Annotated in this window: 14 protein-coding genes and 1 pseudogene; 8 read left to right on the top strand and 7 right to left on the bottom strand. The window is 50.6% G+C overall.

What is annotated here, in order from left to right; translation table 11 throughout:
• The first annotated feature begins 150 nt into the window (after positions 1-150).
• Positions 151-1,488 (top strand): lipopolysaccharide biosynthesis protein, encoded by a 1,338-nt coding sequence (locus tag HF324_RS15415; protein WP_168803329.1) that lies wholly within the window; start codon positions 151-153, stop codon positions 1,486-1,488.
• 6 nt (positions 1,489-1,494) lie between these two features.
• Complete coding sequence (locus HF324_RS15410) at positions 1,495-2,349, top strand: beta-1,6-N-acetylglucosaminyltransferase (RefSeq protein WP_168803328.1); 855 nt, start codon at positions 1,495-1,497, stop codon at positions 2,347-2,349.
• A 69-nt stretch (positions 2,350-2,418) separates the two neighbouring features.
• Here HF324_RS15410 and HF324_RS15405 read toward each other — a convergent pair whose 3' ends face one another.
• The 7 genes and pseudogenes from HF324_RS15405 to HF324_RS15375 all read right to left on the bottom strand — a co-directional run bounded on the left by HF324_RS15405 (position 2,419) and on the right by HF324_RS15375 (position 9,951).
• On the bottom strand, positions 2,419-3,192 hold the full coding sequence (locus HF324_RS15405; RefSeq protein WP_168803327.1) for a class I SAM-dependent methyltransferase: 774 nt from the start codon (positions 3,190-3,192) through the stop codon (positions 2,419-2,421).
• Between the two features lie 7 nt (positions 3,193-3,199).
• Complete coding sequence (locus tag HF324_RS15400) at positions 3,200-4,327, bottom strand: glycosyltransferase family 4 protein (RefSeq protein ID WP_168803326.1); 1,128 nt, start codon at positions 4,325-4,327, stop codon at positions 3,200-3,202.
• Positions 4,328-4,345: 18 nt separating this feature from the next.
• Positions 4,346-6,247 (bottom strand): asparagine synthase (glutamine-hydrolyzing), encoded by a 1,902-nt coding sequence (asnB, locus tag HF324_RS15395; RefSeq protein ID WP_168860206.1) that lies wholly within the window; start codon positions 6,245-6,247, stop codon positions 4,346-4,348.
• Positions 6,235-7,161: a glycosyltransferase family 2 protein gene (locus HF324_RS15390; protein ID WP_168803324.1), complete on the bottom strand. Its 927-nt coding sequence runs from the start codon at positions 7,159-7,161 to the stop codon at positions 6,235-6,237. The genes asnB and HF324_RS15390 overlap by 13 nt, the downstream gene beginning before the upstream one ends.
• On the bottom strand, positions 7,145-8,359 hold the full coding sequence (locus HF324_RS15385; RefSeq protein WP_168803323.1) for a glycosyltransferase family 2 protein: 1,215 nt from the start codon (positions 8,357-8,359) through the stop codon (positions 7,145-7,147). The genes HF324_RS15390 and HF324_RS15385 overlap by 17 nt, the downstream gene beginning before the upstream one ends.
• Positions 8,359-9,044 (bottom strand): annotated as a pseudogene (locus HF324_RS33610) (sugar transferase). The gene HF324_RS15385 and the pseudogene HF324_RS33610 overlap by 1 nt, the downstream one beginning before the upstream one ends.
• 511 nt (positions 9,045-9,555) lie before the next feature.
• On the bottom strand, positions 9,556-9,951 hold the full coding sequence (locus HF324_RS15375) for a response regulator (protein ID WP_078672994.1): 396 nt from the start codon (positions 9,949-9,951) through the stop codon (positions 9,556-9,558).
• 814 nt (positions 9,952-10,765) lie between these two features.
• Here HF324_RS15375 and HF324_RS15370 point away from each other — a divergent pair.
• The 6 genes from HF324_RS15370 to HF324_RS15345 all read left to right on the top strand — a co-directional run bounded on the left by HF324_RS15370 (position 10,766) and on the right by HF324_RS15345 (position 17,166).
• Positions 10,766-12,952: an exopolysaccharide transport family protein gene (locus tag HF324_RS15370; RefSeq protein WP_168860205.1), complete on the top strand. Its 2,187-nt coding sequence runs from the start codon at positions 10,766-10,768 to the stop codon at positions 12,950-12,952.
• 24 nt (positions 12,953-12,976) lie between these two features.
• Positions 12,977-14,053, top strand: a complete 1,077-nt coding sequence (locus HF324_RS15365) for an acyltransferase family protein (RefSeq protein WP_168860204.1) — start codon at positions 12,977-12,979, stop codon at positions 14,051-14,053.
• A gap of 118 nt (positions 14,054-14,171) precedes the next feature.
• A complete protein-coding gene (locus HF324_RS15360; RefSeq protein ID WP_168803320.1) occupies positions 14,172-15,614 on the top strand; it encodes an O-antigen ligase family protein in 1,443 nt (480 codons plus the stop codon).
• Positions 15,611-16,336, top strand: a complete 726-nt coding sequence (locus HF324_RS15355) for a TolC family protein (protein WP_168803319.1) — start codon at positions 15,611-15,613, stop codon at positions 16,334-16,336. The genes HF324_RS15360 and HF324_RS15355 overlap by 4 nt, the downstream gene beginning before the upstream one ends.
• Positions 16,337-16,363: 27 nt before the next feature.
• The gene (locus HF324_RS15350; RefSeq protein ID WP_168860203.1) at positions 16,364-16,723 is read left to right on the top strand and encodes an alpha/beta hydrolase; all 360 of its coding nucleotides are present in this window, start codon (positions 16,364-16,366) and stop codon (positions 16,721-16,723) included.
• Positions 16,720-17,166, top strand: coding sequence for a hypothetical protein (locus tag HF324_RS15345; RefSeq protein WP_168860202.1), 447 nt, complete (start codon positions 16,720-16,722; stop codon positions 17,164-17,166). The genes HF324_RS15350 and HF324_RS15345 overlap by 4 nt, the downstream gene beginning before the upstream one ends.
• Positions 17,167-17,171 lie beyond the last annotated feature (5 nt).

Here is a 17,171-nt window from a genome sequence, read left to right as displayed (position 1 = left end):
TTTTTTAGGGGGATGACTACCATTTTATTTAACAAAAAATGTATCTTGCATACGAATTACACCATACCCTCGTCGGGCGTTCGCTCCTGGCATCTTCACTTTATCTGTATCCTGTTAAGAACCAACATAAAATGATTTAATTGTTGATTCATGGGATTTAGTCTATTGGCCACTTTACGCAACCGGCATTTTCACTCTTTGCTTGGCAACCTCGTCACCGCATTCTTTAATGTATTGTCATTTGCCATCCTGGTCAGGGTATTGTCCCTGAATGCTTTCGGCGAGTGGGTACTGTTTATTGCTACTTACAACATCATGGACCAGGTCCGTACCGGTCTGCTGCAATCCGGTATCATCAAGTTTTACGCCGGCGTGGAGGAAAACACCGCACGGGGCGTAGCAGGTGCAGCATGGTATATCTCCCTGGCGCTGACGCTGGGTTATGTATTGTTGTCAGCGATCGTGTACTTCGTTGCCTATGACCGGTTCAACGATACCTGGCACCTGTTTATCGGCTGGATCGGCATCCTTACCCTGCTCTCTCTCCCGTGGAACTTTGCCTCCTGGATACTGCAGGCGGAACACCGGTTTGACAAGATCGTGCAGATACGGCTCATACAAAACGGTTCTTTCCTCGTACTGCTGGGCGTCCTCTTTGGCCTCCAACGGATTTCCCTTCCCAACGTATTATACGCCTACTGCCTCAGCATGGCGCTGGCCAGCGCCTACTGTTTCCTCTTCAGGTGGACCCGCGTCCGGGCTATGGTATTCCGTACCCGCGAACATAAAGTAGCGCTGTTCCGCTTCGGCCGCATGGTAGTAGGCAGCATGGTATCTTCTTCCCTGATCAGCTATTCCGACAACCTCGTGATCCGCACCATGCTCAACCCGGCTGCAGTAGCTATTTACAGCATCCCGCAGAAATTTATGGAGGTGATAGAGATCATCCTGCGCAGCTTTGTGGCCACCTCACAACCGACACTGTCTGCCGCCGCCAACCGGAAAGACTATGCGGGCGTGGCCCGCGCCTTCTGCCGGTATACCGGCACCGTCAGCATCCTGATCATCCCCTTTATCATTGTACTGATCGTCCTCACCCAGCCGCTCATTATCATCCTGGCCGACAAAGCCTATCTCGGCGCAACGGACATCGTACGCATCTTCCTGCTCTCCGCCATCCTCTGGCCGATAGACCGTTTCATCGGCGTGACCCTCGACATGATCAATCTGCCGGACATCAATTTCTATAAGAACTTTCTGAAACTGCTGCTCAACATCATCTGCGATGTAGCGTTTGTTTACTTCTTTGCCGACGTGAGGTCCGTAGCCCTCTCTTCCCTGCTCAACGTAGTGTTTGCAGCAGCTTTCGGGTATTACTTCGTTAAAAAACACCTGGATGTCAGCATCCGGGACATCTGGACCTACGGCTGGCAGGAATGTATGGCCATGCTCAACAAATTGCGGAACAAAAGCGCCGTTACCAAATAATTATCCATGAGAATTGCATTTATCATACAGGTACATAAACAACCGGCACAGCTGGAGCGACTGCTGAAAAGCCTGGCCCATCCCCAGGTGGACTGCTACGTGCATATCGACGCCAAATGCGCGCTGCCCGAATGGGAACAGGTACTGGCACTGCCGCAGGTATACCTCATAAAAGAACGCGCCAACGTTACCTGGGCCGGATGGGGCATCATTCAGGCATCGCTCAACGGCATGAATACCGTGCTGCGCTCCGGCATCAACTACGCATGGGTGACGCTGCTCAGCGGGCAGGATTATCCGCTGCAGCCCATCGGCGACATCCTTCGTTTTTTAGAAAAACAAACCGGCAGGCAGTTTATGAACGTCATCAGCGAAGAAGCCCTCCGGCCGATGATGAGCAAAATGGAACACTATCATTTCGTGGAATACAATTTTCCCGGGAAATACAAATTGGGACAACTGCTCACCGCCCTGCTGCCCCGCCGCAAAGCGCCGCTGGGACTGAAACTCTGCTGCGGCTCCGCCTGGTGGACGCTCACGCTGGACTGTGTGCGGTTCTGTGTGGAGTATGAACAACAACATCCTGCACTGCGCCGGTACTTCAAACTTACCTGGGGCGCCGACGAGTTTATTTTCCAGACCATCCTGATGAACAGCGACGTATATCGGCCACAGTTAACGGACTATCTGCACTATATCGACTGGTCTGCCGGAAAGGAACACCCCAAAGTGCTGGGGGTGGAAGACATGGAGGCATTGATGTCGTCCGGTAAGTGTTTCGCCCGCAAGTTTGACCACGGGGCGCCGGTACTGGACCGGATAGATGAGATCATAAAAAAACCTGTTGGCAGTCATGACTGACGAGCCAACAGGCACATTCATTTTGAGATTTTGAAATTTGGGTATTTTGAAATTTGGGTATTTGGGTATTTAGTGACCGGTATTTTTCTTCCACAGCGTATTAAAACCGCCGGTAAAACCCACCGGCAATAACTCCGCAATGCTGCAATCCAGCGATTGCAACGCTTTTACCCGTTTGGTTACAATCGAGAACGGGAACACGTCTTCCACAAAATTGGTTTTGGCGAACCGGACGATATGAAAATCATTGGCAGAAGCCAGTGCTGTCAGGTCTTTCCGGGTGAAAAACTGTACGTGGTCCAGGTTATCGGCCTGCGATTGTACGGTCGTTCCCCTGAAGCCCAGGGCGCTTTTCACCTTGTTGATAAATGACCACAGGCCCGGATTATTGCGTGCTTTCAGCATCGGCTTGGTGACGCATACTTCACGGGGTCCCATGCCATTGGGGACTGTCACCACCAGGATACCGTTATCTTTCAGGGATGCGTAGATGGTACGCAGCAGTACTTCCGGATGATGCAGATGTTCCAGCACTTCACTGCAGATCACAGCATCGTACTGCTGCCCTTTGGCTGTCAGTTCTTCTGCGCTGATCGCTTCAAAGGCTACGTTCGGCAGTTTATTTTTACTACGGGCCACGTCGATGGTCTTCTGGCTGATATCGATACCCAGCACGTTGTAGCCAAACTGTCCGAGGTGCCGGCTGATAACGCCGTTACCGCAGCCAACGTCCAATACATGCGCGTTGGCAGGGATTTCCTTCTGCAGGCTTTCCGTAATGAAATTCAGACGTTTGATATCTGCAATCCGTTCGTATTCGTAGGTGATCACTGGCTGTGTCATGATGATTTTATGATTTAAAAAGCTGGTGATAAACCGCTTCAATTTTTTTGGTAACGGCCGCTACGTTGTACCGGGTGCGTACAGCCGTAACAGCGCTGAATTGTAACCGCTTCCGCAGCGTCGGGTCTTTTACCAGCCTGACGATGGCCGCTGCCAGCGCATCGGGATTGGATGCCGGTATCAGCAGACCGTTTTCTTCATGGGTCAAAGCTTCACGGGTGCCGTCCACATCGGAGGCGATCACCGCTTTGCCCATCGCCATCGCTTCCAGTACGCCAATCGGGAACCCTTCCCACAGTGAAGGCAGACAATAAATGTCTGCTGCGTTCAGTACGGCAGGGACATCCTGGCGGAACCGGTCAAAGATCACATGGTCTGTAATGCCCAACGCACCGGCGGTGTCTTCTGCCGCCTGCTTCAACTCTCCTTCGCCTACCATCAGCAGGGTGACCTTCGGCACCTGTGTCAGCACCTGCGCAAAAGCCTGCAGCATATTTACCGGGTCTTTCTGTAAGGTCATGCGGGCGATATAAGCAATCACCACATGGTCTGCCGGAATACCGTAGGCCGTTTTCACATCCGGGTAAATGCCGTCGGCATTGAATTTTTCCAGGTTTACACCATTGCGGATCACCGTGGCCCTGAAAGCGCCGAAGGCTTTCTGACCGGTGTTGCGGTTAGAGTCGGACACACAGATATTGTGCTGCACCATGCGGGTGATGAACTTCTCTGCGGCTACCCTGGCCCTTTTGGCCAGCGGGTGCAGCCCTTCATGGAAAGACCATCCATGGATGGTATATACTACCGGTATCCCAAGGCTTCGGGCCGCCCACAAAATATTTGTGTTGGCCCTTGTGCCATGGGCATGTACGATGTCGATTTGATGCGACCGGATGAATTTTTTCACCTTCATCCAGACAGACAGATCAAAGGCTTTGTGGCTGCTGATCACCGTCACCGGGATATCCATGGCCTGCAGGGCAGCTACCATCGGTCCGTCGGTGAAGGACAGCACCACCACTTCAAACTGCGTTTTATCCAGCGACGCCACCAGGTCCAGCACATGGCTCTCCCCTCCTCCAATCTTACCCTGGCGGATCGTTTCCAATACCCTTATCTTTCTTTGTTGCGCCATTGATGCTTCGTTTGTTCCTTACAGTTTTGCTATCCACCGGTTGTACCATAGCTGGAAAACCAGGATGTTCCATAATTTCTGATGGCTCACTTTACCACCCGACAGGTACTGCTGCAGCAGCCGCTGTATCTGCCCGGCGTCGAACAGGCCGGTTTTGTTCAGTCTTTCCGGCGACAGGTAATACTGCATCTGCTCTTTCAGATCATCGCGGAACCATTCCTGCAAAGGCGCGATGAAAGGACGTTTGGGCCTGTCCATCAATGCCGGCGGAATGTATTTGTGCACGATCTGTTTGAGAATGTATTTATTGGTATTGTTTTTTACTTTCAGCGATGCGGGCACCTGCGCCAGGAATTCCACCAGGCGGTGGTCCAGCATTGGCTCACGGCCTTCGATACTCACGGACATGGTGGCACGGTCTACCTTTACGAGGTTGTTGTCTGCCAGGAAGGTCTTGTAATCCACGGCCAGCAGGCGGTTCAGCGGGTCGTTTACGGCAGACAGTTCTCCGTTGAGGTCGAAGTTGGTTTTGTAGTTCTCCAGGTGCTTACCGGTATAACGGGCCACTTCGCTTTCGGTGAGATATTGTGCGATGTATTTCATGGCCTCCTGCGGTTTGCCGGAAGCCCATATCAGCTTCATTTTTTCATAGCGGGAGGCGAAGTTGTACTTTTTATTAAAGTACGGGATCACTTCCGGGTTCACCCATCCCATCATGGTGCTCAGCGCTGTCTGTACGCCCCTGGGCAGTTGACTCGTATAAGAAAGAGACTGGCCGAACTTGTGGTAACCGGCGAAAATTTCGTCGCCGCCATCGGCAGACAGGGCCACTTTCACATGCTGGCTGGCGAGTTTGCTGACCAGCGTAGTAGGCACGGTGGAATTGTCGGCAAATGGTTCGTCATAAATTTCCGGCAGGTGTTCCAGCACGCTCCTTGCGTCTTCCGGGCCGATGATCCACTCATGGTGGTCCGTTCCCAGGTGTTCGGCGATCTTGCGTGCTTCCGCTGATTCGTCCCATTGTTTTTCTTTATAGCCAATGGTAAACGTCTTGATCCGGCTGGAGGTGCCGGATTGCAGCATAGCCGCCACACTGGCGCTGTCATAACCACCACTGAGGAACACGCCCACCGGCACGTCGGCCACCATGCGGTACTGGTAAGCGCTTTGCATCAGCTCCTCGGTATGCTGTAACACGTCCTGTTCGCTCAGGCCGGTCAACGGCTGACGGTAGGCGTTTAACACGTTCCAGTATTCCCGTTCTTCCGGTACGGCCGTATTGAGCGGCAGTTCCAGCAGATGACCGGGCCGCAGCTTGCGGGTATCGGCGTAGATAGTGTAAGGTCCGGGGATATAACTGTACTGCAGGAAAAGCGACATGCTTTTCACATCGATCTGTTTCGGGAAAAACGGGCATTCACAGAGGCTCTTCAGTTCAGAGCCGAACAGCAGCGTGCTGCCGTCCCAGTAGTAATACAAAGGTTTCACGCCAGCGCGGTCCCGGCAGAGGATTACTTTTTCTTCCCGGCGGTCAAACAGCACAAAAGCAAACATACCGATACAATGGTCCAGCACTTTTTCCTTCCAGGCATGATAACCCTTAATGAGCACCTCGGTGTCCGATGAGGACCGGAAAGCGTACCCGAGCTTTTCGAGGTCGGCCCTGATCTCTTTGAAGTTATATATCTCCCCGTTAAAAATCAGAGAAAGGTGTTCAAAGTGCATGGGCTGATGGCCCAGGGCGCTCAGGTCCTGTATGGACAAACGGCGCTGTCCCAGGCCGACACTGGCTTTGGGATGCTCCAGCACCTCATATCCTTTATCATTTGGTCCGCGGTGTGCCAGCACATCTGTCATCCGGCCCAGCATGTCCGCGTCCGCTCTTTTTTTGAAGTCTATAAATCCTGCTATGCCGCACATGGGTCAGTATTACGTTTTAGGTGTGTAAGGTTCCACATGATTCCTTTCCAGAAAGCTTTGAGATGGGCCGATTCCCTTTTCAGCGCGAACTGCAGGGTATTTTTGGGCACCGTCATCAAAGTGAAATAAGCCATAAATACCAGTCTGGCCGGCAGCTTCACGTTCCTTCTCATAAACAGCAACCGGTTACGGGTGATGTAATATGTTTTCAACGGGCTGTTTTTACCCGTTGTCATGGACTCTTTATGGTAAATCAGTGATTTGTACTGGTAGTAGATCTTATAGCCGTGGCGTTTGAATTGTTCGCACCAGTCGAACTCCTCATAATAGAGGAAATAAAGCTCCGGCATCAGCCCTACTTTTTCGAGGGCAGTGCGGGATATCATCATGGCGCCGCCGTGCGCGTAGTTGGTTTCAGATATCGTATCGTACTGTCCGTTATCTTCCTCCTTACAGCCGATCATACTGTTACGGCCTGTAAAGATGTCCACCGCGCGGTAGCCGGCGTATTCGAGCGTCCCCTTGTGGAAGTAGTAGTGAAACTTAGGGCTCACCACACCGGCATCGGGGTATTGTTCAAATATTTCCAGCAGGCCTTCAATCAGGCCATTGGTAAACTCTGTATCGTTATTGACCAGGAAAAGATATTCTCCCCGGGCAGCTTTCACGCCAAGGTTGTTGCCTCCGGCAAACCCTTTGTTCTCCGGGCTGCAAATCACCTGCACATCGGGGTAAGCCGCTTTCAGCAGGTCTGTGGGGTCTTCCTTCGAAGCGTTGTCCACCACGATCACCTCTATATTGCGGTAACTGTTTTTCGCCAGCGAATGCAGCAGGTCACAGGTCACCGCACTGTTATTGTAGTTGACCGTAACAATAGACACCAGCGGGGATGGTATGTTATTTTCTGGCTGCATCTAACAAAGGATTATCGATTTCCGTTTTGGTATGTTTGGTATGAATAAAGGTATTATTGGCCCCTTTCAACCGGAACATCAGCGAAACCATGATCCACACGGCTTTCGGCAGTCCTGCCAGCGCCGTGAGGAAATAACGGGTGAAAAATAAACGCGGTACCGGCAATAACAGGCTGAGGATATTGAGCAGGAAAACTACCGCCCATCCCCAGGCCGGTATCCACAGGAAACGCTGCAGCAGGAAAGCCAGTGCCGTACAGCAGGTAATGCCCGCCAGCAGGATCATTCTCGGCAACAGGATATTCTGGCAGATGGCCAGGTTAAAATAATTGAGGTTGCCTTTGAAGAGCTGCCGCCAGCCTTTGCCCCAGAAGGTGCGCAGGTAAACGAACTGGCTCGACACCCAGCGCTTCCGCTGGTTTTGAAAAGCTTCCGGGTTCTCCACTTTTTCGTCGAAGATGCAGGCATCTTCCAGGTAGTGAATGGGGTACCCTTTTTCTATCAGCAGCAGCTGCAGGACTTTATCGAACCCGCCGGTAGCCTGAATTTCTTTCAGGATGCTTTTGGCCAGCGGATAGTGAAAAGCCATGCCGGAGCCTATTACAGAAGAAGAAAGTCCCAGGGCGTTGGCGCCTTTACGGTACAGGTGGTTGGCCACAATCTCGTTGACCGCGTCCAGCACGGCAAACGGGCTGTCCATGTTTTTAGCGACCCTGCGGCCCTGTATGGCGTAGTACCCCTGCTGATAAGCCTCGTTGATCTTCAGCAGGAAGGACTCTTCCAGCACATTGTCCGCATCGCAGATCAGCGCCAGGTCGTATTCCTCATCCAGCTGTTCAAATGCTGCGTTCAGCGATTTGGCTTTCGTGCTTTTATCAAATGATACTTCCACCACCCTGATACCGTCCTGCCTTAACTGGCGGACGGTAGCCGGTTGCAGGGAATCGGCCACCACGATTGTTTCAAAGCGGGTGACCGGGTATAACTGCCGCGCGTAACTCCGGGCAGTAGACAATATGATCGAATCTTCCTTGTAAGCCGGCACCAGTATTGCGATACGTGCATGGGCGGTATCAGCATGCAGTGGTGCCGGTTTCTTTTTCCGGGCCAGCCGGCCGGCCACAGACAGTACGAGGTTGTACAGTACACAGGCGGCCAGGTAGGCAAACAGTATTATTTCTATCAGGTGTAACAACATTACACGTTATCTTTTTGAATCAGCGCTTTCGGTGTATTCATGATCAGCCACATATCATAAGCGAATGAGTTGCGGTGAGCATAGTTGATATCCAGTTCTATCCTTTCTTCAGCAGACATTTCTTTTTTGCCGCGTTTGCTGATCTGCCACAAACCAGTGATACCGGCAGGCGCGATAAAGCGTTCCGCCCACTCATCGGTGGTGAGCGTGGCTGCTTCATACAGCGGCAGCGGCCTGTTGCCTACGAGCGACATGTCGCCTTTCAGCACGTTGAACAGCTGTGGGATCTCATCCAGGCTGGTGTTGCGGAGGAAGTTGCCGAGGCGGGTGATGCGCGGGTCGTTGGACACTTTATAAAACACCGCTCCTTTCGCATTGTCGCCATACTGGTTCAGGTGTTTCAGTTTGGCCAGCTGCTTGTCGGCGTCTGCCACCATGGTACGGAACTTATAGAACTTGAAAATTTTATAGTTTTTGCCGGCGCGGGGGAAGCATAGAAGACACTGCCTTTGGATTCCAGTTTGATGGCGATGGCAATCAGCAGCATCAGCGGGCTGGCGAGCACCAGGGCGGTGGAGGCGGCCGTGATATCGAACGTACGTTTCAGCACGTAACCCAGGCGTTTGCCTTTGCGGGCGGATACCGGCAGTGCCGCAGGTTCCGGTTCCGGAGGCAGCAGCTGCATATTTTTGAACTTGGTCACGAACTCAATTTTACCGGAGAGGTCCTGTAAAGACTCGCGGGTAATGATATCGTCCACAAAGGGAAAATCTCTTTTCAGCGAACGTGCTCGGTCGGTGACTTTATCTGCCAGCAGGAAAAAAGGTACTGCGGTCATAGCCGGCTGGAGCGCAAAAAACTCCTGCCATTGGGACAACCCTGTTTCAAAGCCACTGCCCACCCGAAATACGATCGCAGCGGGCAAGCGGCGGTACAGCCGTTTCAGTTCAGCGATCACTTTCTCCGCTCCTGCCACGTTGGCGACCAGCAGGCATTTTAAATAAGGCATGTCATCCGGTAACCGGTGCTGGAACTGTCCGACCATGAGCACTATTTTTTCATTTACCAGATCGCGGATAACAGCGCCGGTATTCATTTCCACATTCGGGACATTCTCACAGACAACGGGTTGCAAAGTAGGTGTAGTAATTTTATCCATGTTTTCGGGATTATATAACAGCAACATGATTTGGTAATCAGGCGATAGCTACCAGCTGGCGGTTAATGGCCTGTCCCACTGTTTCCATCAACCGCATGGGGTCAAATGGTTTCTGTACAAAAGCATGTACATTATGATATTTATGCCCGGCCTCCTCATTATGCACTTCCACGTCCGGCTGACTGGACAACACCACTACCGGAATATTCTGATATAAACCGCTGCCGGAAAGATATTCGAGCAATTCCCATCCATTGATGTTGGGCATCTGCAGATCGGTGACAATGCAATCCACCGAGTTCCCCTTGGCAAGCCAGGTAAGTGCTACAAACCCATCAGAAGCTGATACCACGTTATATTCCTTACTTAACATTGCCTCCAGCAGAAATCTGATTGGTGCGCTATCGTCGATTATCAAAACTGTCTTTTTCATGACCTTATATTAAGAGACTACTTATCAAATTTTACACTGCACAAGTGCAGCATGGTAAATAAAAACACAATGGCTTTAAATGGGATAAGGTCAGGTGTCAGGTTAATCAGGTTAATCGGTTTCTCTGGAGGACAATAGTGTGAATTATTACTGCGATTCTGGTCGCTGGCTATGGTTTACGTCGATTACGATGTTCGACGGGTGTAAAATTAGAATAATCCTTTTATCTCTAATCTATAATTTGGTAAACGGTAGTTTTTTCCCTGTAAAAGACAGAAATTTTGCTGTAAACGAAATTACCCTGTGAACAAAACTACTTTATGCCGGAGCAACGGAACTACACTCCATTATTACCGCAATTGACTGTTATAAAGTATATCCACAATTTAAGGATCGCCGGCAACCTTAACTGATTCAGTTTCTCCACACTATGAAATATTTTCAACCGGGATTTTTAATCGTTCACCAACAAAAAACTGCATTTCGCCCAAAAAAAAGACTTCTTAAAAAATTGCCCCGTAATTTAGCGCCGTAAACCGGATATGCCACAGGCCATTTATTACATGTCGGAACATATACCCCGTAATGTTTCCGGTTTCTTACCTACACCTCCGCAGACCACATCCTTCGACAAAACCAACTAGACGCTGGTTGGATTAATATCTTACCCGTTTTATTAAAAACAAAACGCTGAAAAAATGCCCATGCATTTTCGCAGCTGCCGGATACGGTTATTGTGCCCTCACACGGCGTGGTAATTCACTGGTACACGTGACATGATTAAATGGTTAAATGATAAAATTTCATAATTAATATGGATGTAATATATTTTATAAAGGCATTATTGAAAAAGAAATGGTGGATCATCCTCAGTACCCTCGCTGCGGTCGTACTTGCCTTTGTGTTTACCATGGGAAGACAACGCCTGTACGTGTCCAACGCACAGATGTCCACCGGCTTCACCATTAAAGACCAGATCACCCTCCGGGAAGAAAACACCAATATATATGAAGCGGACGTGAAGTTCGAAAACGTGGTGCAGACCATCAACTCCCCACTGGTGATCGGCCTGCTGCAATACCAGCTGCTGATCCACGACCTCACCAGCAACAAACCCTTTGTACAGCTTACTGAAAAGGATATCAAATCCCCCGAATACAAAGCATTCAACAAAACAGAAGCGCTGCAGCTCTGCCGCAACCACCTGGACTCCCTCCAGATGCTGACTTCCTACCACCCGGATGAACGTCGTATCCTGGAATACATGAAACTCTGTAAATACGACTACGAGTCCATCCGCAAGATGCTGAACGTAGGCCGCCTGTCCAGGACAGACTATATCGACATCTCTTTCCGCTCCCCCAACCCGGAACAATCAGCTTTCGTGGTAAACACGCTGTACAGCGAATTTATCCGCTACTACCGCAGCCTGCGCTCTGAGCGCACCGTGGAAAACGTGTCCACCTTCGAAGAGCTGGTCAACAAAAAGAAACAGGAACTCGACGCCAAAGTGGAAGCCCTGCGTATGTACAAATCTTCCGCCGGCCTGCTGAACGTGGAAGCTGCCAGCACCAACGAACTGTCGCTCATCAGTCAGCTTGAAAAAGGGCTGCTCGACGAACAGGCGACCTACAATACCTTACAGGCTTCCCTGCAAAATGTGAACACGCAGATTGCCGCCGCCAACCAGGGCAGAACCGCCTACAGCAACAACAACGATATCGTGTCATTACGCCGCCAGATCAATGACCTGAACGACGAATACCTGCGCACCGGCAGCAACAATGACGCACTCGCCGAAAGGATCAAGGCTTTGCGCAAACAATTGCAGAATGCGTCCTCTATCGGCGCCACCCCTACCGGTGCCGTTGTCAGCAAAGAAGAACTCATACAGAAAAAAGCTGGCCTGGAATCAGACCTGAAGGCCTCCTCCCAGAACATTGCCAACCTCCAGGCCAAAATCAGGATGCTGAAAGGCTCCGTAGGTTCCTATGCCAACAAGGAAGCCACTGTGAGCACCCTGCAGCAGGAAGTGACCCTGGCACAGGATGAATACAATAAACTGAAAGAAAAGCTCAACTCCGCCATAGACAACCGCACCGCACCGATGGACAACTTCCGCCAGACACTGAAAGGACAGCCGGCCTTCAAACCGGAATCCTCCAAACGGATCATCATCATGGGCGTGTCCGGACTGGCCATCTTCATGCTGACCACCATCGGTATCCTTTTCCGCGAGTTCTTTGACTCGTCCATCAAATCACCTTCTATTTTTGAGAAAAACGTAGACCTCAAACTGATCAGCACGATCAACCATGCGGACCTGAAAAAATACAGCATCCTGGAAGTACTGCAACAGAAAGAAGAGAACTACGACGCCGTACGCAAGCGCCAGAACAGCTTCCGCGAATTCCTGCGCAAGCTGCGCTTCGAAATAGAAAACAGCGGCAAGTCCATCTTCCTTTTCACCAGCACCGAACCGCAACAAGGTAAAACCACCCTGGTGCAGGCCGTGTCGTACAGCCTCAGTCTCAGCAATAAAAAGGTATTGATCATCGATACCAACTTCTGTAACAACGACCTCACCCTGCAACTGAAAGCCAGACCCACGCTGGAAACGTTTTCCGTTGCCCCTGAAGATTTCAGCATCGAAAAGGTAAAAGAAATTGTCACCACCTACTCTGTTGAAAATATTGAGGTGATCGGTTGTAAAGGTGGCGACTATACGCCGACTGAAATACTGCCTAAAAATCATCTGCTCAATTATTTGCCGCAGCTGAAACAATATTATGATTTCATTATCATGGAAGGCGCCCCGCTGAATGACTATACAGACAGCAAAGAGCTGGAACATTATGCAGAAGGCGTGGTAGCGGTGTTCTCTTCCAAAATTTCCCTCAAACAAAATGACAGGGAGTCAATTCAGTTCCTCGAAGGGCTTAATGGTAAACTGCTGGGCGCTGTGCTTAACAACATCAAAGAGGATTACCTCGACCTGTAGCATTCTGCCCAAAAAAGACAACTAATGAAACTGAAAGCAGCCATCAATTATATTTTTTCATTCCGCCCCCAAACTTCCCGGCGATATGCCTGGGTTGACTATGCGAAAGGTATTGCCATTATTTTCGTACTGTATCGTCATGTAATTTATGGTTTGCTTTATACCGGTGCCAATATTAACCAGCTGATGATGGAAGCCAACGAGATGCTCTATGGCTTCCGTATGCCGCTGTTTTTCTTCCTGTCCGGCCTGTTCTTTGCTTCCAGCGTAAAAAAGCGCGGACCGCGAAACTTCCTGATCTCGAAGATCAACACTTTGTTGTACCCGTACCTGTTGTGGTGCATCATCCAGGTCACCCTGCAGATTTTATTTACAGACTACACCAATCACAAGCTGACAGCCGATAATTACATCGATATCCTCATTCATCCCAGGAGCATGCTCCAGCTTTGGTACCTGGCCGCGCTGTTCAATGTTTCAGCCCTGTACCTTTTCACCTCCGTGGTGTTGAAGCTGCACCCGGCGATACAGGTAGCGCTGGGCCTGGTAATGCTGGGCATGAAATCCTACGCCGGAGATATCAGCACCATCTCCGATGTGATGATCTACTACGTCTACTTTGCGTTAGGACATCTGTCGGCCCCTTATTTCTTTTCTGAGAACGTACAGCAGCAGCTCACCTCTCCCTGGAAAGCACTGGCGCTGGTGCCGGTATTCCTGCTGGTGCAGTACTACTGTATGTCGCACCAGGACATGAGCATCTACCTGTTTTCTCTGCTCGCCACGCTGGGCGGATTGCTGGTGATCATGATCGCTTTTATTCTCGCCAAATATGAGAAGCTGAAATTACTGCAGGTGATCGGGCATTATTCATTATACATCTACCTGCTGCATCTGGGTATCATCTTCCTGTTACGGGTAGCTATCCTGAAAACAGGCATACTGACCAACATTCCGGTGATCACCGTCATCCTGGTATTAGCGGGGCTCTTCGGTTCCATTATCCTGTACCGCTTTTGTATGCTGGTACGGTTGAATTTTCTGTTCACCGGTCCCTTTAAAGAAAGGGACACCGCCAAAAACGCCATAGGTATATCATGAAGAAAGAAAAAAGATTCATCAGCGAAGGACTGCATCAGTCACTGATCATCCTCTTTGCAGGCGTGATCATCCTCCTGTTGCTGATCAAAACAATATTCCTGTAAATCAGTCAGACCGAATGTTTGCGATTAAAAAAAATATCATCCGCCTGTTGACGATCGTACTCTGGATAGTACTGGTACCGATACTCACCTACGTTGCTTCGCTGGACCTGAAAATCGGCGTTGCGATGGTGGTAGGCATTATCGGCATGGCTATCTGCCTTGTATGCGTCATCAACTACAAGCTGGGATACTATATTTTTATTACCATCACCCTGATACTACCTTTACTGGAGAGGATTTCGGGCTCCTCACAAAGTGTGGGCGTGGTGATGGACGGGCTGCTGATCAGCACTTTGCTGGGTTGTATTCTCCGCCGGGGAGACAAGAGCGTCAAAAAAGTGCAGTTCATGAAAGACGCGCTGCTCATCTCCTTTTATCTCTATACCGTCCTGCTTATTATCCAGATCGCCAACCCGGCAGGCCACAGGTTGCTCGCCTGGTCCATTTTCTTCCGGGTTTTTGCGCGGAACATGATTTTCCTCGGCATCGGGCTGCATGTGTTCAACAGCATGAAAGACGTGCGTACGTTCTTTAAGTTCTGGATAGCCATTTGTACGGCGGCGGCCTTTTACGCCTGCCTGCAGCAATGGTTCGGGCTGATGCCCTACGAGAAGGCGTTTATCGCCAAATACCCCAAGATGTTCAACACCACGATCATCATCTCCGGCATACGCATCTTCTCTTTTATGTCAGACGCGGCTTCCTTCGGTATTATCATGGCCTGCAACATCATCATCTGTCTGATACTGCTGACCGCCAAACTGTCGAACCTGGGCCTGAAAAAGAAGATACTGCTGATCATCTCCACCGTTTTACAGGGGCTGGCGCTGGCTTATTCCGGCACCCGCACCGGATATGTGATGCTGCCGGTAGGATTGATGCTGTTTTTGCTCGCCACCCTGCGCAACCGCAATACGATACTGATCGCCATCGCCTTTGGATTTACCGGCCTGGTCATCCTTTTTGGGCCTTTCCACAGCAATGGTACGGTGATCCGTATACGGACCGCTTTCCTCGGGAAGCAGGACGCGTCTATGGACGTGCGGGATGAAAACCGCCACCGTATACAGCCGTATATCTACGACCACCCACTGGGCGGCGGTTTGATGACGACCGGCGGTAACGGACAGCTGTTCTACCCGGGGCATCCGGTAGCCAACCTGCAGACAGACAACGGCTACCTGCGCGCCGTGCTGGAAACCGGCTGGCTGGGCGTACTGCTGGTAGCGGCCAACTTCTTCCTGCTGATCAGTATGGCCGTCCGCAACTATTTCCGGATAGATGGGGAAGTCAACAAACTGCTGATGCTGGGCATCGCCGCATCTATGCTGGAAATGGCGCTGGCCCAATACGCGCAGGACGCCTCCACCCTCGTGGAATCATCGATCATGCTGAACGCACTCACTGCTATTGCTATAAAAGTCAAATATCTATACGCTTTAAATACACAATCATGAAAAAAATGCTATCTACCGTTCTGGTAATGTGTTTGAGCATCTTCGCTTTCGCGCAGCTGCAGAAAAAAGATACTGCTGTGTTGTTAAAACTGCCGGCGGACCCCGTGACGGTAGCCCGTTTTAAAGAAAAGCTGGTAGAACTGGCCCTGCAAAACCCCGACATCAGCCAGTATGCTATCAAAAAAGAAATCAACAAATACGAAAAGAACATGGCGGGATCAGCCTGGCTGAGCCATTTTACCGCTGCGGGCAACCTCAATGAGTTTACCATCAAGGGTAACAGTAACAACAACGTCAACGCCAACTACTACCCCCGCTACAACTTCGGGGTAATGTTACCGCTGGGCAATCTCATTAAAATTCCTAACGACGTAAAAAGAGTGAAGGCGGAAGGCCGCTTGCTCGACAAACAGCGCGAAGCGGAATCCATCGCCCTGAAAGGCAAAGTACTGGAGGCTTACGAAGAATATGCCGCCAACAAAAAACTGTTTGAGCTGCATATGCCGCTGATGGAAGATGCCCTGCAGAACTTCAACCAGACAGAAGAAAAATTCCGCGCCGGCGACCCCGCTGTACCCCTGGAAATTTACAAATCCACTTACAGCGCCTACAACGGCGAAATGGTGAAACACATACAACTGGAAAAAGTACTCCGTCAGTCCAAACTGATACTGGAGGCCCTGGTAGGCACTACGCTGGAAAATGTAATGGCGCAGTTGTAATTGTTGTTTTCACCTAAAAGAAACTGTATGTATCGGAAATTGATGACCCTGATTGGCTGTTTGCTGACAGGGATCATAGCCGCGGGTCAACAGCAGTACAGCCCGATGCGCAATATAGAAGTAAAGATCGGGCCCTGGCAAAAAAGACAGGCGCTGATTTATACGCCCGAAGAAAACGTGCCCGGTAAAAAATACCCGCTGCTGGTTTGTTTCCATGGGCGCAGTATTGCGGGGAAAGACCTCAGCAAGATCTTCCGGGAAGGCGTTACCCGTCAACTGAAAGAAGGGAAAAAAATTGAGGCCGTCAACAAAAAAGACGGACAGCTGTATAAATTCATCGTGGTGGCGCCCCTGGCCGAGAGCTGGTCCATGGCCCCCAGGACGTGAGCAACATGCTGGACGATGTGATCAAAAACTACCCGGTAGACACTACGAGAATGTACCTCACCGGCTACAGCGCCGGCGGATGGTCAGTGGAATCTGCCAAAACGCATGAACGGGAATTGTCTAACCGTATCGCCGGCTGCATCACCATGTCGGCCGCGAGGATAGACCCTCCCTATCTGAAACGGTATAAACTGGCGGCAGACGCAGACATCCATACCTGGTACTTTGCGGGCGACAAGGATGACTATTTCCTGAACAACGCCAAGGAAGCCATCGACAGCATCGGCAAGTACAAACCCAGGCTCAACAGGCTGACGGTGTATCCGGGCGCCCACTGCTGCTGGCATTCATTTTATGATCCGCATTACCGCGAAAACGGTATGAACATTTACGAATGGCTCCTGCAATACCAGAGCTATAACGCCACAAAGCGAAAAAAATAGGAACC

The sequence above is a fragment of the Chitinophaga oryzae genome (assembly GCF_012516375.2).
In the GTDB taxonomy this organism is placed as follows: domain Bacteria; phylum Bacteroidota; class Bacteroidia; order Chitinophagales; family Chitinophagaceae; genus Chitinophaga; species Chitinophaga oryzae.
Note: the sequence above shows the minus strand (reverse complement) of the source record. Positions and strands in the feature narration are given on the sequence as shown.